17 protein-coding genes are annotated in these 21,456 nt (G+C 68.5%); 15 read left to right on the top strand and 2 right to left on the bottom strand.

The window, feature by feature from the left end:
• Positions 1-32 precede the first annotated feature (32 nt).
• The 6 genes from eccCa to EV646_RS06750 all read left to right on the top strand — a co-directional run bounded on the left by eccCa (position 33) and on the right by EV646_RS06750 (position 9,212).
• A complete protein-coding gene (gene eccCa, locus EV646_RS06775) occupies positions 33-4,088 on the top strand; it encodes a type VII secretion protein EccCa (RefSeq protein ID WP_132145122.1) in 4,056 nt (1,351 codons plus the stop codon).
• Positions 4,085-4,480: a hypothetical protein gene (locus EV646_RS06770; RefSeq protein WP_132145120.1), complete on the top strand. Its 396-nt coding sequence runs from the start codon at positions 4,085-4,087 to the stop codon at positions 4,478-4,480. Before eccCa ends, EV646_RS06770 begins: the two co-directional genes overlap by 4 nt.
• A 1-nt stretch (position 4,481) precedes the next feature.
• Complete coding sequence (locus EV646_RS06765; protein WP_132145118.1) at positions 4,482-5,534, top strand: DUF6177 family protein; 1,053 nt, start codon at positions 4,482-4,484, stop codon at positions 5,532-5,534.
• Between the two features lie 109 nt (positions 5,535-5,643).
• Entirely contained in the window at positions 5,644-6,966 is a 1,323-nt protein-coding gene (locus EV646_RS06760) for an EsaB/YukD family protein (protein WP_132145116.1), read from the top strand.
• Positions 6,967-6,975: 9 nt separating this feature from the next.
• On the top strand, positions 6,976-8,514 hold the full coding sequence (locus tag EV646_RS06755; protein ID WP_132145114.1) for a MinD/ParA family ATP-binding protein: 1,539 nt from the start codon (positions 6,976-6,978) through the stop codon (positions 8,512-8,514).
• A 161-nt stretch (positions 8,515-8,675) separates the two neighbouring features.
• On the top strand, positions 8,676-9,212 hold the full coding sequence (locus EV646_RS06750; protein WP_132145112.1) for a Rieske (2Fe-2S) protein: 537 nt from the start codon (positions 8,676-8,678) through the stop codon (positions 9,210-9,212).
• A gap of 60 nt (positions 9,213-9,272) precedes the next feature.
• On the opposite strand, the gene EV646_RS06745 is transcribed toward EV646_RS06750, so the two are convergent.
• A complete protein-coding gene (locus EV646_RS06745; protein WP_132145110.1) occupies positions 9,273-10,493 on the bottom strand; it encodes a S8 family peptidase in 1,221 nt (406 codons plus the stop codon).
• Between the two features lie 162 nt (positions 10,494-10,655).
• Positions 10,656-11,114: a DUF6194 family protein gene (locus EV646_RS06740; protein WP_132145108.1), complete on the bottom strand. Its 459-nt coding sequence runs from the start codon at positions 11,112-11,114 to the stop codon at positions 10,656-10,658.
• 83 nt (positions 11,115-11,197) lie between these two features.
• On the opposite strand from EV646_RS06740, the gene uvrC reads away from it, so the two are divergent.
• From uvrC to gap, 9 genes are all read left to right on the top strand, one after another.
• Entirely contained in the window at positions 11,198-13,228 is a 2,031-nt protein-coding gene (uvrC, locus tag EV646_RS06735; protein ID WP_132145106.1) for an excinuclease ABC subunit UvrC, read from the top strand.
• Entirely contained in the window at positions 13,228-14,094 is an 867-nt protein-coding gene (gene rapZ, locus EV646_RS06730; protein WP_132145104.1) for an RNase adapter RapZ, read from the top strand. Before uvrC ends, rapZ begins: the two co-directional genes overlap by 1 nt.
• Positions 14,095-14,219: 125 nt before the next feature.
• Positions 14,220-15,116, top strand: coding sequence for a gluconeogenesis factor YvcK family protein (locus tag EV646_RS06725; protein ID WP_241995489.1), 897 nt, complete (start codon positions 14,220-14,222; stop codon positions 15,114-15,116).
• Positions 15,117-15,179: 63 nt separating this feature from the next.
• Positions 15,180-15,524 carry a hypothetical protein gene (locus tag EV646_RS06720; protein ID WP_132145102.1) on the top strand — a complete coding sequence of 115 codons (345 nt, stop codon included), beginning with the start codon at positions 15,180-15,182 and terminating at the stop codon, positions 15,522-15,524.
• Positions 15,525-15,765: 241 nt separating this feature from the next.
• Positions 15,766-16,749 (top strand): DNA-binding protein WhiA, encoded by a 984-nt coding sequence (gene whiA / locus EV646_RS06715; protein WP_132145100.1) that lies wholly within the window; start codon positions 15,766-15,768, stop codon positions 16,747-16,749.
• 93 nt (positions 16,750-16,842) lie between these two features.
• On the top strand, positions 16,843-17,259 hold the full coding sequence (locus EV646_RS06710; RefSeq protein ID WP_132145098.1) for a hypothetical protein: 417 nt from the start codon (positions 16,843-16,845) through the stop codon (positions 17,257-17,259).
• Between the two features lie 29 nt (positions 17,260-17,288).
• The gene (locus tag EV646_RS06705; RefSeq protein WP_132145096.1) at positions 17,289-17,576 is read left to right on the top strand and encodes a hypothetical protein; all 288 of its coding nucleotides are present in this window, start codon (positions 17,289-17,291) and stop codon (positions 17,574-17,576) included.
• A 1,083-nt stretch (positions 17,577-18,659) separates the two neighbouring features.
• Entirely contained in the window at positions 18,660-20,180 is a 1,521-nt protein-coding gene (locus EV646_RS06700) for a M4 family metallopeptidase (protein ID WP_199236848.1), read from the top strand.
• Between the two features lie 196 nt (positions 20,181-20,376).
• Positions 20,377-21,381, top strand: a complete 1,005-nt coding sequence (gene gap, locus EV646_RS06695) for a type I glyceraldehyde-3-phosphate dehydrogenase (RefSeq protein ID WP_132145092.1) — start codon at positions 20,377-20,379, stop codon at positions 21,379-21,381.
• The last annotated feature ends 75 nt before the right edge of the window (positions 21,382-21,456 follow it).

The raw sequence follows: 21,456 nt of genomic DNA, 5'->3' as shown, positions 1-21,456 counted from the left end.
ATCCGCGGGCTGGTCAGCGGAGGAAAACCTTAGTGGCAAGCCGGATCGTGCACCGCCCGGCGCGGCGCACACCTGCCCCCGGGGTGCAGCAGCAGCGCGTGATCGAGCCCGCACCGACGCTCGGCGGCGGTGGTGGTGGCGCAAGCGGCGGCGGGGCGATGCAGATGCTGTTGCCGATGGTCGGCAGCCTCGGCTCCGTCGCGATGATGACGATGGGCCGCTCCGGCCCGATGGTGATGGTCGGCGTCGGGCTGCTGGGGCTCACCCTGGTCGGCTCGGTCGGCGGCATGCTCGCGTCCCGCGGCAAGGGTGGCAAGGATCGCAAGAACCAGCGCACCCGCTACCTGGACTACCTCGAGCGGATGCGGGACGACTTCTCGGTCCAGGAACGCAAGGCCCGCAGTGAGGCGCTCGAGCTGAACCCGCCACCGGACGCGCTGCTGGACTGTGTGGGCGATGTCTCACGGCTGTGGGAGCGCCGTCGTACCGACAGCGACTTCCTGCAGCCGCGCTGCGGTAGCGGCCGGGTGCCGGTGGTCCCGGCCGTGGTGGGCCAGTCCGGTTCCGCGATGGAGCCGCCGGACCAGTTCATGATGGCCGAGGCGAATGCCCTGGTACGGCGATTCACGCTGATCCCGGACATGCCGCTGACCGTCTCGCTGGACCACGTCGGCAACGTCAGCATCGTCGGCGACCGCGAGGGCGTCGTACGGGTGGCTCGGTCGCTCCTGGTGCAGACGGCGGTGTTCCACGCGCCGGAGGATGTCGAGCTGGCAGCGTGCTTCCCGCGGGCCGCGATGCCGGACTGGCAATGGATGAACTGGCTGCCGCACGTTCAGGACCCCGAGCGCAAGCAGGGCCCGACTCCGTTCCGCCGGATCGCGGAGACCCCAGAGGAGCTGTCGCAGCTGCTCGCGGACGATCTGGCCGAGCGTGTCCAGTGGGCGACCGAGTCACGCCGCGGCTCGGTGGACTTCGAGGACCGCCGTCGGCTGACCCAGCGCCTGCTCGTCCTCCACGACACGTACGGCGACGTCGCCGCCGAGGTCCGCCCACAGGCAGACGACTCACTCGTACCGGGGGAACTCGGCGTCACCGTGCTGCACCTGGTCGCCGACCGCGTGCAGGAGCCGAGCTCGGTGACCATGCGGATCACCGTGTACGGCGACGACGTCCGTGTCGAGGATCTCCGCGGCCAGTACCCGATGGCAGCCAGCGGCCAGGTCGACCGGATGGACGCCGCGGTCGCCGAAGGCATCGCCCGGGAGCTCGCGCCGCTGCGGCTGTCCGCGGAGTCGCTGGACGAGGACGCGCAGCGCGACAACGTCGACTTCATGGGGCTGATCGGTATCACCGATCCGGCCCAGCTCGACTTCCGGCACCTGTGGCAGCGGCGTCCCGATCGTGCGTTCCTCCGGGTCCCGCTCGGCGTCGACGACCACGGCGACGTCGTGCTCGTCGACCTGAAGGAATCGGCCCAGCTCGGTATGGGCCCGCACGGTCTGTGCATCGGCGCGACCGGTTCCGGTAAGTCCGAGGTCCTGCGGACGATGGTGATGGCGCTGCTGGCCACGCACACGCCTGAGGACCTGGCGTTCGTGCTGGTCGACTTCAAGGGTGGTGCGTCGTTCGCGCCGTTCGAGGGTGTGCCGCACGTGGCCGGCATCATCACGAACCTGCGCGACGACGCGAGCCTGATCGAGCGCGCGTACAAGAGCCTGGAAGGCGAGGTCGAGCGCCGCCAGCAGGCGCTGAAGGACGCCGGCAACAAGGCCAACATCACCGACTACCGGTTGCAGCGCGAGCAGAATCCGGAGCTCCCGCCGCTGCCGCACCTGTTCGTGATCATCGACGAGTTCGGCGAGCTGCTGACCGAGCGGCCGGACTTCATCGACCTGTTCCTGTCGATCGGCCGGATCGGCCGGTCGATCGGTGTCCATCTGCTGCTGTCCAGCCAGCGGATCGAGTCCGGTGCGCTGCGCGGTCTGGACACCTACCTGTCCTACCGGCTGGGTCTGCGGACGTTCTCCGAGGACGAGAGCCGCACGGTGCTGGACACGACCGACGCGTTTCACCTGCCGCCGTTGCCCGGCTTCGGGTACCTCAAGGTCGACACCAGCGTCTATCAGCGGTTCAAGGCGGCGTACGTGTCCGGGCCTTACGTCCCGCCGACGGACGACGTCGTCGAGGACGAAGGGGCGGAGGTACGTCCGCACGAGCTGCCGCCGTACCAGCCGACCGAGGCGGAGCTGCAGGCTCAGCAGGAGCCGGACGAAGTCAAGGCGACCGAGCGTACGACGGGGCCGACGGTGCTGAACGTGTTCGTCGACCAGGTGCGCCGGGCGGCCAAGCCGGTACTGAAGATCTGGCTGCCGCCGCTGCCGACCGCCTGCACGCTGGACGGTCTGGCCGGTCGCGTCGACTTCGTTGACGGCCGTGGTCTGCAGCTGTCGGCGCCGACGCCGCAGATGCGGCCGCCGGTCGGTGTGATCGACGACCCGAGCAACCAGCGCCAGGACATCTTCCGGCTGGACCTGACCCGGGCCGGTGGGCACGCCGCGATCGTGGGCGGTCCGCAGTCCGGCAAGACGACGGCACTGCGGACGCTGGTCACCTCGCTCGCCCACACCCACACGCCACAGGAGGTCGCGATCTACGCGCTCGACCTCGCTGGTGGTGGCATGCAGGCGCTGGCGGAACTGCCTCATGTCGGCGGCGTCGCGCTGCGCACCGACCGGGAGCGGATCCGGCGCACGGTCGAGGAGATCCGGGCGATGATCGACCAGCGCGAGCGGGTGTTCCGCAACCATGCGATCGACACCATGGAGGCGCTCCGGCAGGACCACGCGGCCGGCCGGATCCCGGAGCTTCCGTCGGCCGACGTCGTGCTGGTGATCGACAACTTCGGCGCGATCAAGACCACCTTCGACGAGCTGGACGAGCCGATCACCGACGTCCTCCAGCGCGGCAGCAGCTACGGCGTCCATGTGGTGGCGTCGATGATGCGCTGGAACGACGTCCGGATGCAGAACCAGGCGATGTTCGGCACGATGCTCGAGCTGCGGCTGAACGACCCGACGGACTCGAACATCGACCGGCGCCTGCAGGAGGTCCTGCGCAAGGCAGGTCCGGGCCGGATGGTAGTGCCGGGGAGCAAGCTGTTCGCCCAGTTCGCGCTGCCGCGGGTGGACGGCGTCCTGTCCGACGAGAACCTGTCCGAGGTGCTCGAAGGCCAGGCCGTGTCCGTACGGTCGACCTGGCAAGGACCGAGCGCGCCGCAGATCCGGATCCTGCCGCTGCAGCTGCCGCGAGCTCAGGTGGCCGACGAGGTCCGGCAGCCGGCCGTCCTGCCGATCGGTGTGGACGAGCGGGCGCTGGCGCCGGTCTACCTGGACCTGGCCGGCCGGGACAGCAACCTGGTGGTGTTCGGCGACAGCGGCTCCGGCAAGACCAACATCGTCCGGCTGATCGTTCAGCAGCTGATCGAGCGGCACAAGTCCGACCAGCTCGTGTTCGCGGTGATGGACCCCCGGCGCGGACTGCGCGAGTTCGTACCCGAGTCGTACGTCGGTGGTTACGCGCCGACCGGCCGGGTCGCCAGTGGGCTGGCCGCCGGGGTCTCGCAGGAGCTGGCGAAGCGGATGCCCGACGACACCGGCGCGATTCCCGAAGCCGGCCAGGGTGGGCCGCGGATCGTCGTACTGGCTGATGACTACGACCTGCTGACGTCGGGTGGGCAGTCGCCGATGGACCCGTTCCTGCCGTACATCGGCGCCGGGCGGGACATCAAGCTGCACTTCATCGTCACCCGGCGTGCCTCGGGTGCGTCGCGGCAGATGTACGAGCCGTTCATGTCCGCGGTTCTCGAGTCCGGAGCGGCCGGTCTGGTGCTGTCCGGTGACCGCAGCGAGGGGCAGCTCTTCACCGGCGCGTACCCGGGCGACTACCCGCCCGGTCGCGGATTGTTCGTACGACGGGGCGACGGACCACAGCTGGTCCAGACGGCACTGGCCGACCCGGCTGAGGCCGCCACCGTCACCCAGAGCACTGAGGGCACCGTCGCCCAGAGCAGCGGAGGAACGACATGACCTACGACCTGGTGGCACTCGTGGACGGGCGCCCATCGAGTGACGACCTGCTGGCGGGCCTTGCCGCCGCGGGGGAGGAGCTCGGTGTCCGTGCCGTGAGTGGCGGCGCCGTCGTACAACTGTGCGATGACGACGACCACCCGCTGGTTTCGATCGAGCTGCCGCTGCTGATCCAGGTGCCGGGTGAGGTCGAGCGGATGCTCGGCGAAGCGGTCGGCTCGGTGGACACACCGGCGTGGTGGGTGGAGATCCGCGCCACCACGCAGGACGGTGCCCGCGAGCTCGCGGAGCGGTACGCACACACGCTGATCGACCGGCTCGGCGGGAAGGTGTGGACGTCGGACGGTGTCGAGACAGCCCAAGCCACGGCCAAGAGCGAGGGAACCGACTGAGATGCCGAACGACCTGATCTTCAGCCCTGGCGTCGACCTGATCACCGAAAAGGTCGCCGTCGTGATGCAGGATCGCCCGGTGATCGGCATGTCCGCGTGGCTCAGCGACGCGTTGACCTCGGCCAAGGTGGCCGGGCTCGACGTGCAGCTGGTCACGCCGAAGACCTCGAAGCTGACCTTTCCGGTCCGGTCGACGCTGTTCAACGGTTTCAACGCGCGGTGGGTCGTCACCGGCGAGGACGGCGAGTACTTCGACGGCCTGAACGGCGTCCGGCTGAAGTGGAACGGCGAGCAGTTCCTGCCCCGGTCCACCGCCAAGCCGGGGGAGCCGAACTCGGACCTGCACCCGGACTACGTCGTACAGGAGGAGCCGTTCGGCCAGCTGCAGTTCACCGTGCGGGTCCGGCACAAGCCGGTCGAGAGCCTGGTGCTCGGGCGGACCGCGGAGCGGCTGTTCACGGCTGCCACCGGCAGTGGCCCGGCCGGCTGGTCGACGTCGGAGCCGGTGACGCAGCCGTGGAGTCCGGAAGCCATGACCGAGTACTGCCGTGACCGGGCGCCGGACCCCACCTGGCTGGTCCTGGCCGGGCAGCCGGGTGCGGAGTTCAAGCCGGCCGTCGGCACTCTGGAGGCGCGCCGTACTTCGTCCGGGCTGGACGAGACGGTGACGCTGGCGGTGGCCCAGCCGACGATGGACTTCCCGGACGCGAACAAGATCGGCGAGTGGATCGACGAGATCGCCGACCACTTCGAGCTGGTCTCGGCGATGGTGATGGGCGCGTACGGCGCAGCTGACGGCACGTACCAGCCGCGGTTCGTCGGGATGGCGTGCCCGATCGGCATGGCTGCCGGGAACGAGGCGGTCCGGGCGTCCAGCGTCGACGAGATGGTGAAGGTCGAGGGGATCAGCCGGGCCCTGGCGATCGGGCCCGCGCACGCGCCCGCGATCTGGTACCCGATCGGCGACGGGCGCAACCCGCGGGACTGGCAGAAGTACGCGGCGCTGATGAAGAAGCTCGTTCCGGCCGGCGCTGCTCCGGCGGGCCGGCGATGACGAACGACCAGAACAGGAGTACGCGCGGCGTGGACGAGCGGAGCGAGTTCACCATCAAGGACAGGGCGTGTCGTGTCTCATCCGCGCCCGGAGCGAAGCGAGGACGTGGATGAGCACCTACAGCCGGGTCACAGTGATCGGGCAGCGGAAGCGGCTGGATGCCGTGCTGCCCGCCGACGAACCGCTCGGCGTACTGCTCCCGGATCTGCTGCGGATGCTGGACGAACCACTGCAGCAGACGCCGCAGCGGCGCTTCCTGACCACCGCGGCCGGACAACTGGTGCCGCCGGAGGGGACGCTCGCGTCGGCGCAGATCATCGACGGCGCCGTACTGCGGCTGGCGTCCGAGGGCGAGCTGCCGCCGCCTCCGACCGTGTACGACGTGACCGAGGAAGCGGTCGAGGACCTCAAACGCCGCGGTACGACGTTCAAGCCTTCGCACCGGCGGATCCTGGCCGGCGCCGGGCTGGTGTTCTCGCTCATCGCGGGTGCGATCTCGCTGCTGGTGGCCGCGCCGAACGCGCTGACCGGTGTGATCCTGCTGGTGCTCGCGGCGATCTGCGCCTTCATCGGCATCGCACTCGGCCGCACCGGCAACAAGGTGGTCGCGATCCCGTTGGTCTCGGTCGCGACGCTCGTACTGGCGCTGACCGTCGGATTCTGGGCACTGGACGCGGGCTGGGAGCTCGGGCTCGTGATCACGGTCGGCGCGTTGTGCCTGGCGTTCGGTCCGTTGTTCTTCGCCGCGGCCGGAGTCGCCGGTGGTGGAGTGGTCGCGAGTGCGACGTCGATCCTCTTCGTCGCGGTGTGGATGATCGGTGTGGGCAGTGGACTGGCTGCCGACCGCGTCGGTGCGCTCGCGGCGTTGCTGGCGGTGCTGTTGCTCGGCTTGCTGCCGCGGATGGCGCTGGCGTTGTCCGGGCTGTCCGGTCTGGATGATCGCCGGGCCTCTGGTCAGGAGATCATGCGCGGCGATGTGCGGAGTGCGTTGAACGCGGCGCACCTGGGTCTGGCGCTGGCTACTGTGCCGATCGCGGTGTCGTCCGCGGTGGCCGGGATCATGCTGCTGCGGCAGGGGAGTGCGTGGGCGATCGCGCTCGCGTTGGTGCTGGCGTTCTTGCTCGCGTCCCGGTCGCGGTTGTACCCGCTGGTGAGCGAGGTCGCCGTACTGTTCGCGGCGGCGTTCGCGGTGGTGTCGGGGTGTGTGCTGATCGCGGCGGCGAACGGACAGGGCGGCGCGTTCATCGCACTCGGCCTGCTGGTGCTGGTGGCGATGTTCTGCGTGTTCGGTCTCAGTTTCGCACCGGCGGAGCATGTCAAGGCTCGGCTCACTCAGCTGCTCGACTATCTTGAGGTCGGGGCGATCCTCGTGACCGTTCCCCTGGCGCTGGGAGTGTTCGGCGTCTACACCGACCTGCTGAACGCATTCTGACCGGATGGAATGACTGAATCTGACTGGCAGGGTGACATGCTGCGCCGGATGGCGGCGGAGCAGGCACCAGCCCAACAACCGGCTGACCCGGAGGACTCGCCCACCGAAGCGGGTCCTGCCGTGCCGCCTGCTCCTGAGCAGCCGGTAGCTCCGCCGCAGGGGCCGGGATACCAGCAGCAGCCGGCGGAGTATCAGCAGCCCGGGTATCCGCCGCAGGGTCCGCCTCCACCGCCGTACCAGCCGGAGTATCCCCAGCAGCAGTACCCGCAGTACCAGCCTTATGCGCAGGAGCAGTACCCGCAGCAGGGGTACCCGCCTCCGCCGCCACCGCCGCCGTACCAGCCAGGGCCGTATGACCCGCAGTACGTGCCGCCTCCACCGCCACCGGCCTATGAGCAGCAGCCGCAGTTTCCGCCGCCGCCTGCCTACCCGTCGCCTCCGCCTGGCCAGGTAGCGCCGTACCAGCCGGCGCCGTACGAGCAATACCCGCCGCCGTATCAGCCGTACCCGCCGTACGAGCAGCAGCCGCAGTACCAGCCGCCGCCGTACCCGGAACCCCAGTACCAGCCTCAGTACCCGGAACCACCGCAGCCGCAGTACCCGGACCAGTCCTACCCACCGCCGCACCAGCAGCACCCTGGGCAGGTCTACGAGCAGCCTCCGCCGCCCTACCAGGAAGCTCCTCCGGTCGACGGTGGCTGGGGACCGGCGCCCACGCCGCAGTCCGACCAGATCGGTACGCCGATGCCGGACGACCAAGGGGACTCGGTCTTCCGCCGGTTCCGCCGGTTCGCGTCCGAGGCGGCGTACCTGGTCGGGGCGTCCGGCCGGATGCAGCGCGACGTGGACAACATCGCGACCATCCGCCGCCCGATCGCGATCATGCGACGCGTCGGCGTGCTGAGCCCGGTCACCGAAGCCGGTACGTCGACAGTCACCGCACTGCTGAGCACCATGCTCGCCACGCAGCGCTCCGACCGGGTCGTCGCGGTCGACTGCGACCCCGGTGGCGCCGAGCTGTCCAGGCGGCTGGAGATGTCCCTCGGCGCCGGGCCGCTGGAGGGTGTCACCCTGGTCCGCAGCGAGGGTACGGCGGACGCCGTACGAACCACTCTGGCCGAGGCGCAGACCCAGGGAGCACGTGACGTCGGCCTGGCCTTGGTCGACTGCCCCGGCAGCATGTTCGACGAGGTCGGCAGCGAGATGGCCACGTCCGCGCACGCCGCGGTGCTGGTGGTGCCGTCGGCGCAGCAGATGGCGAACTACTGCCTGCAGGAGCTCGACCAGCTACCACCGGAAGGGCAGGACGTCCTGCTCACCCGCGGCGTCATCGTCATCACGATGGTGGAGAACGTCGACCCGGGTTCGGCCACCTGGCTGGTCCAGGCCTTCCGGCAGCGAGGTCTGGAACCGGTCGTCCTGCCGTACGACGCCCACATCGCCCAGGCCTGGCCGCTGCACAGTGAGGAACTCCAGGCCGAGACACGCCGCGCGCTCCTGGATCTGGCCGCCCGGGTGGTCGAAACAGTGACCCGGACTACCAGCTGACACCCAGCAAACGCCCAGAAAAGCCTCAAATCGCGGTTCAATCCAAGAAATCTGGTGCAACGCTGAACCGTTCGGGCGATCTCGTCGTTTGAGTCGGTGTGCGCCCGGTTCGCCGGGCGGACACCACACAACACTCATGCAGCTCCTGGAGGTCCAGATTCATGAGCGACACCACCGCACCACAGTCCACTCCGGAGGTCGACGCCCTGCGCGACCGGCGGTCCGTTCTGCGTTGTGCGGCGATGGTAGCCCTGGCCGGCGCGAGCGCGCCGCTGCTCGCCGCCTGCGGCGGCAGTGACGACGCGGGCAGCTCGAGTTCGACCGGCACCACCGGAACCAGCTCGGCCCCGGCAAGCACCACGCCGACGACCGGCACCAGTACGACGCCTTCCGCGACCTCCGGTGGCGGCACGGTGCTCGGCCCGACCTCGGACGTTCCGGTCGGCGGCGGGAAGGTGTTCACCGACGCCAAGGTCGTGGTGACCCAGCCGACGGCGGGGCAGTACAAGGGCTTCTCGGCCGTCTGCACCCACCAGGGCAACCCGATCGGCTCGGTGGAAGGCGGTCAGATCGTCTGCCCGTTCCACAACAGCCACTTCAGCATCACCGACGGCAGCCCGGTCAGCGGTCCGGCCCAGACGGCTCTGCCGGCCGTGAAGGTCGCCGTACAGGGCAGCAACATCGTTCAATCAGCGTAGCCGCGGCCATAGGGGGAAGGACCCGGCCATCGGGGCGGCCGGGTCCTTCGACTTGTTACTTCAGCGCTGCGTGGGGTCGACCTTGCCGACGTACAGCAGCTTGTTGGGTGAGCCGGCGCCCGGGTCGCCCAGCTTGTCCGCGGTGGCCGCGCCGACCAGCGCGGTCGTCACATCGGCCGGCTTGGCGTCCGGGTGGTCGGCCAGGTAGAGCGCGATCCCGCCGGCCACGTGCGGCGTCGCCATCGACGTACCGCTCATCTTGGCGGTCGACTCCGGGTCGGTGATGCCGACCGAGAGCACGTCCACGCCGGGAGCGAACAGGTCGACGCACTTGCCCCAGTTCGAGAATGTCGCCTTCTGGTCCTGGTCGTCGGTCGCGCCGACGGTGATCGCGGACGGCTCCCGGGCCGGCGAGCTGGCGCAGGCGTCCGAGCTTTCGTTGCCAGCGGCAACGGCGTAGGTGACGCCGGAGTCGACCGACGCCTTCACCGCGGCGTCCAGAGCGTCGTCGGCGACACCGCCGAGACTCATGTTCGCGACGGCCGGCTTCTTCGCGTTCTTGGTGACCCAATCGATGCCGGCGATGACGGACTCGGACGAGCCGGAGCCCTTGCAGTCGAGCACCCGGACGCCGAAGATCTTCGCGCCCTTGGCCAGCCCGTACGTCGTACCGGCGATGGTGCCGGCCACGTGGCTGCCGTGGCCCATGCAGTCGACGCCGTTCTGGCCGTCGCCGACGGTGTCGGTGCCGACCGAGGCCCGGCCGCCGAAGTCCTTGTGCGCGGCGTAGATGCCGGTGTCGATCACATAGACGTTCACGTTCTCGGCGGTCGTCGACGCTTCGAACTTCTTGTCCAGCGGTAGGTCACGCTGGTCGCTGCGGTCCAGGCCCCACGGCGGGTCGTCCTGGCTGACCGTGATCTTCTGGTTCTGCTGGATGTATGCGACCCGCGAGTCACCGGCCAGCTTCTTCGCCTGATCCTCGCTCATGTTCGCCGAGAAGCCCTTGATCGAGGCGTCGTACTGGTCGCGCACCTTCACGTCGTATGTGCTGGCCAGGCTCTGGTTCGTGGCCCGGGTCTGGACCTGCGAACGCTGGCCGGCCAGTACGACGATGTAGCTACCGGGGATCGCGGTCGAGCTGCCGGCGCCGCGGATGCTGACACCCGGCTCCGGTGCGGCATTGCTTCCGGCCGCGGTGGCGACGATGCCGGAGACGGCGAGCGCGGATGCCGCGATCGCTCCCAGCACGGCCCGCGGTCTGGTGATCTTTGGGGACATGGGCGGATCTCCCTCGAGTCAGCGCAAGGCCTGGTTGCCTCACGCAAAGGTCCTGCACATCTACCCTGAGTCACACGCTACGGACCTGACTCATCCCAATCAGGGGTCAAACGGGCCTTATGAGGTAACCCGCAACACGACCGCAAACTTCAGCCCCTTCTCCTAAGTGACACTGTGCCGTGCTTTGTGCTTGACGTATTTGCGGACGGCGAAGCCGTACGCCTCAGCCAGCAGAGGCTCGAGGCGACCGAGGTCCGACGGGCACACGATGCCGACCCAGTGCTGCGAGGCGTAGAACGGGTGTGGCATCAGTTCGTCGCGTACGGCGTAGTCGTGGCCGGAGTCCAGCACCCAGTCCGCGTCCCGCTCGGTCGGCACCGGGCCGAACAAGGAGGTGTACGTCGCTTTCGTCAGACCGAGGTTGAGCCGCCACGCATCCGGCTCGTCCAGCCGCGACACCTTCTCGTAGTGGTCGCCGGTGACGATGGTGGCGAACGGCTGCTGCCGCTCCGGTGGCAGGTCCTCGTCCGGGTCGTAGAGGTAGAACAGGTCCTCCTGTGCTTCGAGTACGCGCACTCCGTCGTACTGCCGGATGGTCCGATCAATGTCGCCGAGATTCATGCCTTCAAGTCTGTCATTGAAGCTGCAATAGAAACTTTTGCGGAATTCCTGGTTTGTCGGCGCGGCGAACTAGGGTGGTTTCCGTGGCTGATCCGTCCTCCTACCGTCCCGCTCCGGGGTCGATCCCGGACTCGCCTGGTGTCTATCGCTTCAGCGATGCCGCCGGGCGGGTGATTTACGTCGGCAAGGCGAAGAACCTGCGGGCCCGGTTGTCGTCGTACTTCCAGGATCTGGTGAACCTGCACCCGCGCACCCAGGCGATGGTGACGACGGCGGCCAAGGTCGAGTGGACGGTGGTCCGCACCGAGGTCGAGTCGCTGCAGCTGGAGTACTCCTGGATCAAGGAGTACGACCCTCGCTTCAACGTGAAGTACCGCGACGACAAGTCCTATCCCTGGCTCGCGATCACCCTCAACGAGGAGTATCCGCGAGTGATGGTCGGGAGAGGCCAGAAAAAGAAGGGCATCCGGTACTTCGGCCCCTACAGTCACGCCTGGGCGATCCGCGAGACCGTCGACCTGCTGCTGCGCGTTTTCCCGATGCGGTCCTGCAGCAAAGGCGTCTTCAACCGGCACCGTCAGATCGGCCGGCCCTGCCTGCTCGGCTACATCGGCAAGTGCGCCGCGCCCTGCACCGGCCAGGTGAGCCAGGAGGAGCACCGCAAGATCGTCGAGGATTTCGCGGCGTTCCTGTCCGGCCAGACCGCGACATACGTCCGGCGGCTTGAGAAGGAGATGCGGGCCGCCGCGGCGGAGCTGGAGTACGAGCGGGCCGCGAAGATCCGGGACGACCTGGCCGCGCTGGAGAAGGCCCTGGCCAAGAATGCGGTCGTCCTCGGCGACGGCACCGACACCGACGTGATCGCGCTGAGCGAGGATCCGCTCGAGGTCGCGGTCCAGATCTTCTACGTCCGCGGCGGCCGGATCCGCGGTGAGCGCGGCTGGATCGCCGACAAGGCGGACGGTACGGCGACCACCGGCGACCTGGTCTCGCGGTTCATCCAGCAGACGTACGCCGGTGACTCCGGCGACGCGATCCCGCGCGAGATCCTGGTGCCGACCGAGCCGGAGGACACCAACGCGCTGACCGAGTGGCTGTCCGAGCTGCGGGGTTCGAAGGTCTTCATCCGGGTTCCGCAGCGCGGCGACAAGAAGTCGCTGATGGAGACCGTCGAGCGGAACGCGCTGCAGACGCTCACCATGCACAAGACCAAGCGGGCCAGCGATCTGACCACCCGCAACCTGGCGCTGGAGGAGATCCAGGCCGCGCTCGACCTGCCCGAGGCGCCGCTGCGGCTGGAGTGCTACGACGTCTCGAACCTCCAGGGCACCGAAGTGGTCGCCTCGATGGTGGTGTTCGAGGACGGCCTGCCGCGCAAGAGCGAATACCGGCGGTTCGTGATCAAGGGCGTCGACGGGCAGAACGACGTCGCCTCGATCGCCGAGGTGCTGACCCGGCGGTTCAAGAGGCTCCTCGACGAGCGCGCGACCATGCAGGACGACGAGGACCCGGCGGCCAGTCTGATCGATCCGGAAACCGGCCGCGCGAAGAAGTTCTCGTATGCGCCAGGCCTGGTCGTGGTCGACGGCGGTCCGCCGCAAGTGGCGGCCGCGCGGCAAGCGCTGGACGAGCTCGGCCTCGGCGACATCCCGGTGTGCGGCCTGGCCAAGCGCCTCGAGGAGGTCTGGCTTCCGGACGAGGAGGACCCGGTCATCTTCTCCCGTACGTCGGAAGGCCTCTACCTGCTGCAGCGGTTGCGCGACGAGGCCCACCGATTCGCCATCACCCACCACCGCAACCGCCGCTCCAAGTCGATGGTGGAAAGCGTTCTGGACGAGGTCCCGGGCCTCGGTGAGGTCCGCCGCAAGACTCTGCTCAGGCATTTCGGCTCGCTGAAGAAGTTGCGTCAGGCCACTATCGACGAGGTGGCCGGCCTGCCCGGATTCGGCCGTCGTACGGCGGAGTCCGTCGTACTCGCGGTGAACGCTGCCGCAACGAAGGCGGAAACCGGCAAGGCGCCCGCGGTCAACATGGCCACCGGCGAGATACTGGACGAGGACGTCCCGGCACCGGCCGGGACGCCTGACGGGGATCCAGGGAGAACTGAGAACTGATGGACGAGTCGGGCGGCAACCTCATCATCGTGTCGGGCATGTCCGGCGCGGGGCGGAGCTCGGTCGCGGACGTGCTGGAGGACCTCGGCTGGTTCGTGGTGGACAACCTGCCGCCGATGTTCCTCACCACCATCGTCGAGCAGCTCGTCGGCACCGGCGCGGCACCACGGCTCGCGGTCGTCGTCGACGTGCGGACCGGCATGTTCTTCGACGAGCTGAGCTCGGCCGTGCACGACCTGCGGCTGAAGGGATACCGGCCGCTGACGCTGTTCCTGGAGGCGTCGGACGACGTGATCGTGCGGCGGCAGGAGAGTGTCCGCCGGCCACACCCGCTGCAGGGCGAGGGCCGGCTGCTGACCGGCATCCAGCGCGAGCGTGAGCTGCTCGGCGACATCCGGGCCGGTGCCGATCTGGTCATCGACACCTCGAACATGAACATCCACCAGCTCGCCGCGAAGATCGTGAACGCCTTCGGCGACGAGGAGAACGCGGAGCTGCGGGCGACCGTGGTGTCGTTCGGATTCAAGTACGGCATCCCGGTGGACGCGGATGTGGTCGCCGACATGCGGTTCATCCCGAACCCGTACTGGCAGCCCGACCTGCGTCCGATGACCGGGCAGGACCGCCCTGTGTCAGACTTCGTGCTCGGCCATCCGCTGGCCCAGCAGTTCCTGCAGAACTACGTGGACGTGCTGGACACACTCCGGACCGGCTACCTGAACGAGGGCAAGCGCTTCGTCACCGTCGCGATCGGCTGCACCGGGGGTAAGCACCGCAGCGTCGCGATGGCCGAGGAGATCGCCCGGAGGCTGCGCGAGAAGGGGTCACCGACCTTGGTCGTACACCGGGATCTGGGGCGGGAGTGAGCCAGAGCCCCTGGGACAGCCCTGCCCGCGGAGAGCACGGACCGGGGGGCTCCGGCGCGTCATCTGGGGGGCGACCCGACCCCCGCTCAGCGCCCAGGGTCGTCGCACTGGGCGGGGGGCATGGATTGGCAGCCTCTCTGTCCGCACTCCGTCACGTCACCGATCAGCTGACCGCGGTCGTCACGGTCGCCGACAACGGTGGTTCGTCGGGTCGGCTTCGGCGTGAGCTGGGGGTGCTGCCGCCGGGAGATCTGCGGATGGCGCTGGCCGCGTTGTGCCGCGACGACGAGTGGGGCCGGACGTGGGCCGACGTACTGCAGCATCGGTTCCGCAGTGATGGTGCGTTGCATGATCACGCGGTCGGCAATCTGCTGATCGTGGCGTTGTGGGAGCTGTTGGGCGAGGCCGTCGACGGGCTGGACTGGGTGGCGCGGTTGCTCGGTGCGCAGGGCCGGGTGCTGCCGATGTCCGCCGTACCGCTGGACATCACGGCTCGCGTGCTCGGCCTGGATCCTGACCATCCGGAGGCGATCACCGAGATCCGCGGCCAGGCCGAGGTCGCGACGACCGAAGGCTATGTCGTCGACGTGGCGCTCGATCCGGCCGACCCGCCGGCTTGCCCCGAAGCCCTGGTGGCCATCGCGGAGGCCGACTGGGTCGTCGTCGGTCCTGGTTCATGGTTCACGTCGGTGATCCCGAACCTGCTGGTCCCGGCGCTGTGCCGCGGGCTGGAGCAGACCAGTGCGCAGCGCGTGCTGACGCTGAACCTGGGGGAGCAGAAGGGCGAGACGGACGGGTTCTCACCGGAGACCCACCTCGAGGTGCTGGGCGCTCACGCTCCTGACCTGCGCATCGACGTGGTGCTCGCCGACCAAGGCCATGTGCCCGACCCTGCGTCATTACGTCGTACGGCGCAATCTCTCGGCGCCGACCTGGTGATCGCCGACATCGCCGACGACGTCCGGCAGCTGCACCACGCCCCGGACAAACTGGCCAAGGTCTTCCGCGAGATCTTCGGCTGAACCGAGCGTTTGATTTACTGCGGTCGCAAGGTAAATCCCAACTCCCTCAAGGAGAGAACGCTTATGCGCAAAGCCATGTCCGCAATGGCTTCGCTCGCCGTTGTCCCCGTGCTGGCCACGGGCGGTACGGCATTTGCCTCGACCACCGTCGCGGATGCGACGACGGCCTCGTGCTACTCGGTCGCCAAGCAGGACACGCCGATCTACTACGGCAAGACCGTGAACACCTCCAAGCTCGGCACGTTCAAGAAGGGCACGTCGCAGACGGCGTACTGCACCGGCCAGACCGGCGGCAGCCACACCGCGTGCGGCGTGACCAACAGCTACTGGCTGTACCTCCCGAACGCCGCGGGCGGCACCGGCGGGTACGTCATGTGGGGCTGCGCCACCCTGCAGACCGACACCTGATCCGCAGCCCCCATTTGATGGGTTCACCCACCAGCTGCTGGGTTCCCCCACCGCATCCGGTGGGTGAACCCCCACTCGGATGGGTGAACCCACCAAACGGGACGTAACACGCGGTGGGTGGTCTCAGTTGGAGGGGGTGCGGCTCTCCCTCGTCCTTCTGCTTGTCCGCGCCCTGGCGCGGACGGTTGATCGGAACGGACCGGAGGCGGAGGGTCTTTGACAGCGGTGGGAGGATGCCTTCATGGCGATGACAGCACAGGTGAAGTCCGAGTTGACCAGCATTCAGGTCACGAAACCCTGTTGCCGCAAGGCCGAGGTGTCGTCCGTACTCCGGTTCGCCGGCGGTCTGCATCTCGTGTCCGGCCGGATCGTCGTCGAGGCCGAGCTGGACAGCGGCGCCGCGGCGCGCAGGCTGCGCAAGGACATCGCCGAGATCTTCGGGCACCCGTCGGACGTGGTGGTGATCTCCCCGTCCGGTATCCGTAAGCAGACCAAGTACGTCGTCCGCGTCGTACGTGATGGTGACGCGCTGGCCCGGCAGACCGGGCTGGTGGACAACCGGGGCCGGCCGGTCCGGGGTCTGCCGCCGGCGGTCGTGTCCGGTGCCTCGTGTGATGCGGTGGCGGCGTGGCGTGGAGCGTTCCTCGCGCACGGGTCGCTGACGGAGCCGGGTCGCTCGTCGTCGCTCGAGGTGACGTGCCCGGGTCCGGAAGCCGCCCTCGCGCTGGTGGGTGCTGCCCGGCGGCTCGGGATCGGGTCGAAGGCGCGCGAGGTGCGCAACGTGGATCGCGTGGTCATCCGCGATGGTGACGCGATCGGTGCGTTGCTGACCCGGCTCGGTGCGCACGAGTCGGTGCTCGCGTGGGAAGAGCGGCGGATGCGCCGCGAAGTACGCGCGACCGCGAACCGGCTGGCCAACTTCGACGATGCGAACCTGCGCCGCTCTGCGCGGGCCGCGGTCGCCGCCGGTGCAAGGGTCGAGCGGGCGCTGGAGATCCTCGGAGACGACGTACCGGACCACCTGCAGGTGGCGGGCAAGCTGCGGCTGGAGCACAAGCAGGCGAGCCTCGAAGAGCTCGGCCAGCTGCACGAACCGGCCCTCACCAAGGACGCCGTCGCCGGCCGCATCCGCCGCCTCCTCGCCATGGCCGACAAGCGAGCCGCCGAACTCGGCATCCCCAACACCGAAGCCAACCTCACCCCAGACATGCTCGACCCAGCCTGACCAGATCGTTATCCAACGCCTCTCAAACCCGGCTTGCCGCGTTGGTTGGATGCCCCCACGGGGGCTTCCATCACACCAACGATTGGGAGACCAATGGGCGATGCGAACGAGGAAGAGCTAGCGAAGCGACAGTTGGAGATCGTGCGGCTGCAGAACGAGGAGAACACCAGGCGGCAACAGGAGGCGCTGGCGAAGCTCCGGGAACAACAGCAGCAGATCGAAGAAGCGTCGAAGAGAGAGGTCAACATGGTCGCCGCGGAGCCGGCGACACCGAATTGGCCGGACGACGGGTACCAGGCTGCGCCGCCCAGTCGGTGGGACGCCGCCAAGGGAATGGTGGGTATCGGCCCAGTCGCCGACGCCGAGTTCGCTCACCGGCTCCTGCACCATGGCCGGCCGCCGGCTGGCGGCGCTGTTTCGGCCGAGGCAGGCACTCAGATCGACGGCGCGAAGGAGCACCGCGGCGCCGCGCTGAACACCCGCGGTACAGCTCAGGCCTACGGGATCTGATGGGTACCGCGAAAGAGGAAAAGGACACGTTGGATGAACAGCGAGGCCGCGGGGCCCGGTCACGCGTCGAGTTCGTCGACAGGCAGAAGGGCTTTGCGGCTCGGGTTGAGGCCGATGAGGCGGCTACGAAGAAGGCGGCCGAGGACGCGCTCGTGAAGGGCGCGAGCGTGGACACCGCCCTCCTCGCTGGGATCCTCGATGACGGACGTCCTCCGGCCGGCAGTCCACCGCAACAGGCAGGCAGTGTGGACGGCGCGAAGGAGCGGGTCGGTGGCGCGACCACCGGCCGCGGTACGGCTCGAACCGTCGCGCGCTGAGAGTCGAGTACAGGAGCAGCGGCCCTGGATGAATGCCAGGGCCGCTTGCGCTTGGCCTTGGTGGGGTGGTTGGAGCCACCAGACGGCCGGGGTCCGGTGGAGCAGCTCGGCCGTCGGCGCAAGTTCATCACCAAGACAGGCGGGTGTTTCACCGCGCTGCCGAGCCGATGTCCGTGTCCCGGCACCCGGCAGGGTCCGGCGCGGCCTCGACACCGGAAACTTGCACCCCACGACAACACTCTCGCCCCCACCCCAGACCCCCGCCGATTCGGTTGCCTCAGGCAACGGGTGGTCCGATATCCGGGCAGATCACCGGCGGCAGCCGGAACCTGGGACACCAAACCGGGAGCTGAAACACGTTATTGCAGGTCCCAGGTCCCAGGTCCCAGTTTCCTGGTCCAGCCCCAGCCGACCACCCAGCCCCCGGCCTAGGATCCCGCCATCCGGACAAAACCGGGCCACATCCCGGGCAACCCACCCCATTCGCCCGGCCGATAGCGGGTTGTTTCACCACTAGCGTCAAACAAGCCGTCAGCCACCACATAACCCGCCATCGGCCAGCCCCGGGCACCCAAAACCACGCCCCGGCAGCCCGAACCAGCCCGGGCACCCCGAAGCCCGCCGTTGCGCCGCCGCATTGGAAGTCCACGATGCGGACACCAGGACGGGGGTTGCCCGCTGACATGGTGGGCTGCCTGGCCAGAAGTCGAGGGGGCAACCAACCAGCTCAGTGGGCAACCCACTAGCTCTGCGGGCAACCCACTAGCTCTGCGGGCAACCCATCAGCTCAGTGGGCAACTCACCAGCTCTGCGGGCGACCCACCAGCTCAGCGGGCAGCCCATCAAATTGGGCCGCTGCTGGTGACGAGAGTGTGGCGGCGCCGGTCTGGCGAGTTGGGTGGAGCCGGTGGTGCGGGGGAGGGCGGCTGCGGGGGTGGGGTGGGTGGCTGAAGGATTTCCCGGTATTTCGGGGGTTTCCGGGGTCGATCGGTTCCCAAGGCGGCGATGTTTGCGGAGGGTGTGCCTGCCCAAACGTGTACGGGATGTCCCGCCTGTACGCGTCTTCCGCCCAAGGGAGTTCGCATGAAGCGCATTCATCGCGCAGGTCTGGCCGCAGCGGCGATCGCCGCCGTGGCCGTCGTTTCCACCACCGTCAACGTGCAAGCCGCCCAGCCAGATGCCGTGTCGCCGATCGCCGCTGCGCGGGCCAATGCCGCGCAGCTCGGTGTCGGTGACGGCGGCGACCTGGTCGTCCGCGACATCGTCGTTGACGGCGACGGCAGCAGCCACGTCCGGTTCGACCGCACGTACCAGGGTCTTCCGGTTGTCGGCGGCGATGTCGTCGTACACCAGGACAAGGCCGGCAAGGCCCGGTCGTCGTCTGGTGGTGTCGGCAAGCTCAGCCTGTCGACCAAGCCCGCAGTGACTGCCGGCGCCGCCCGAGCCGCGGCCAAGCAGAAGACCGCCAAGCAGCAGCTCGTCGTCTTCGTCACCAACGCCGGACAGTCCAAGCTGGCCTACAAGGTCGTCAGTGAAGGCCGCAAGGCCAACGGTGAGCCGACCGGCACCGAGACGTACGTCGACGCGCAGACCGGCAAGGTGCTCGACAGCTGGAGCACGGTCGCCGACGACCTCGGCAGTGGCAGCGGTCTGTACGTCGGCACGGTCGGCCTCGACACCACCAAGTCCGGCACCAGTTGGACGATGGTCGACCCGGTCCGCGGCGGCAACGCGACGTACAACGCCGGCACGCTGTTCTCCGACGCCGACAACGTGTGGGGGACCGGCAGCAACGCCAACCCGCAGACCGCCGGTGTGGACGCGCACTACGGCATTGCCAAGACCTGGGATTACTACAAGAACGTCCACGGCCGGAACGGCATCGCCAACGACGGCAACGGCGCGAAGTCGTATGTCCACGACGGCGCCTACGTGAACGCGTCCTGGAACGACTCCTGCTTCTGCATGCGGTACGGCGACGGCGACCCGAGCCAGGGCATCGGCCCGCTGGTGGAGCTGGATATCGCCGGTCACGAGATGAGCCACGGCGTCACCAGCCGCTCGGCCGGCCTGCGCTACAGCGGCGAGTCCGGCGGCCTGAACGAGTCGACCTCGGACATCTTCGGTACGGCGGTCGAGTGGTACGCCGCGAACGGTTCCGACACCCCTGACTACGTGCTCGGCGAGGAGATCTACGCCGACTACGACCCGGCCACCAACTACATCCGCCGGCTGGACAAGCCGTCGCTGGACGGGGCCAGCGCGGACTCTTGGTCGAAGAGCGTCGGCCGGCTGAACGTGCACTACTCGTCCGGCGTCGGCAACCACTTCTTCTACCTGCTGTCCGAGGGCAGCGGCGCCAAGACCATCAACGGCGTCGCGTACAACAGCCCGACCGTCGGCGGCATCACCGTCACCGGCATCGGGATCAGCAAGGCCGAGAAGATCTGGTACCGGGCGCTGACGACGTACATGACGTCGCGCACCGACTACCACGGCGCGCGCACCGCAACCCTCCAAGCCGCCACCGACCTGTACGGCGCGAGCAGCGCCGAGCGGGCCGCGGTCGACAAGGCCTGGGCGGCGGTGAACGTGGTCGCCTGATCGAACGCGACGGCGGTTTCCGGAGAGACTTTCCGGAATCCGCCGTCGTCGTACCAGCAAGTGGTCTGGTCTGAATCCGTGGCCGGCCAGCCGCTGGTCTCATCTGGACGCTACCAGTTGATCAGGTGGGCTCTTGGGCTAGTCTTCGGGCTGTAGCGGCAGTGCTCGACAGCTATTTTTGAGGAGACGCAGTCCCGTGACCGTACGCGTAGGTATCAACGGCTTCGGCCGGATCGGCCGTAACTTCTTCCGCGCCGTGCAGGCGTCCGGTGCCGACATCGAGGTCGTCGCCGTCAATGACTTGACCGACAATCAGACCCTCGCTCACCTGCTGAAGTACGACTCGATCCTGGGCCGCTTCCCGGGCGAGGTCTCCGCCACCGAGGACGACATCACCGTCGCCGGGCACAGCATCAAGGCGTTCGCCGAGCGCGACCCCGCGAACCTGAAGTGGGCGGATGTCGGCGCCGACGTGGTGATCGAGTCGACCGGCTTCTTCACCGACGCCACCAAGGCGAAGACGCACGCCGACAACGGCGCCAAGAAGGTCATCATCTCCGCCCCGGCGAAGAACGAGGACCTGACCATCGTGATGGGCGTGAATCACGAGCTGTACGACGCCGAGAAGCACACGGTGATCTCGAACGCGTCCTGCACCACCAACTGCCTGGCCCCGATGGCGAAGGCGATCCACGACGCGTTCACGATCGAGCAGGGTCTGATGACCACGATCCACGCGTACACCCAGGACCAGAACCTGCAGGACGGCCCGCACAAGGACCTGCGCCGCGCCCGCGCCGCCGCCCTGAACATCGTGCCGACCTCGACCGGTGCGGCGAAGGCGATCGGCCTGGTGCTGCCGGAGCTGAAGGGCAAGCTGGACGGCTACGCCCTGCGCGTTCCGACCCCGACCGGCTCGGCCACCGACCTGACCGTGAACGTCGGCCGCGAGACCTCGGTCGAGGAGGTCAACGCCGCCGTCAAGGCCGCCGCCGAGGGTGCTCTGAAGGGCTACCTGAAGTACACCGAGGACGAGATCGTCTCCACCGACATCGTCACCGACCCGGCCTCCTGCATCTTCGACGCGGGCCTGACCAAGGTGCTCGGCAACCAGGTCAAGGTCGTCGGCTGGTACGACAACGAGTGGGGCTACTCCAACCGCCTGGTCGACCTGGTCAACCACGTCGGCGCTTCGCTCTGACACCTTCACATCCGCAGCCTGCGTCCGGACGGCCTGGTGTCGGCTCCGGACGCAGGCTCATTCCCTGAGCCTGAA

Source organism: Kribbella antiqua (assembly GCF_004345665.1).
Taxonomy (GTDB): domain Bacteria; phylum Actinomycetota; class Actinomycetes; order Propionibacteriales; family Kribbellaceae; genus Kribbella; species Kribbella antiqua.
Note: the sequence above shows the minus strand (reverse complement) of the source record. Positions and strands in the feature narration are given on the sequence as shown.

Bases quoted from the DNA above. Each gene is read 5' to 3' on its own strand.
- whiA (WP_132145100.1), top strand. From the start codon at position 15,766: ATGGCGATGACAGCACAGGTGAAGTCCGAGTTGACCAGCATTCAGGTC.
- EV646_RS06700 (WP_199236848.1), top strand. From the start codon at position 18,660: ATGAAGCGCATTCATCGCGCAGGTCTGGCCGCAGCGGCGATCGCCGCC.
- EV646_RS06760 (WP_132145116.1), top strand. From the start codon at position 5,644: ATGAGCACCTACAGCCGGGTCACAGTGATCGGGCAGCGGAAGCGGCTG.
- EV646_RS06755 (WP_132145114.1), top strand. From the start codon at position 6,976: ATGACTGAATCTGACTGGCAGGGTGACATGCTGCGCCGGATGGCGGCG.
- EV646_RS06765 (WP_132145118.1), top strand. From the start codon at position 4,482: ATGCCGAACGACCTGATCTTCAGCCCTGGCGTCGACCTGATCACCGAA.
- EV646_RS06710 (WP_132145098.1), top strand. From the start codon at position 16,843: ATGGGCGATGCGAACGAGGAAGAGCTAGCGAAGCGACAGTTGGAGATC.
- EV646_RS06745 (WP_132145110.1), bottom strand. From the start codon at position 10,493: ATGTCCCCAAAGATCACCAGACCGCGGGCCGTGCTGGGAGCGATCGCG.
- EV646_RS06720 (WP_132145102.1), top strand. From the start codon at position 15,180: ATGCGCAAAGCCATGTCCGCAATGGCTTCGCTCGCCGTTGTCCCCGTG.
- rapZ (WP_132145104.1), top strand. From the start codon at position 13,228: ATGGACGAGTCGGGCGGCAACCTCATCATCGTGTCGGGCATGTCCGGC.
- EV646_RS06750 (WP_132145112.1), top strand. From the start codon at position 8,676: ATGAGCGACACCACCGCACCACAGTCCACTCCGGAGGTCGACGCCCTG.
- EV646_RS06770 (WP_132145120.1), top strand. From the start codon at position 4,085: ATGACCTACGACCTGGTGGCACTCGTGGACGGGCGCCCATCGAGTGAC.
- EV646_RS06740 (WP_132145108.1), bottom strand. From the start codon at position 11,114: ATGAATCTCGGCGACATTGATCGGACCATCCGGCAGTACGACGGAGTG.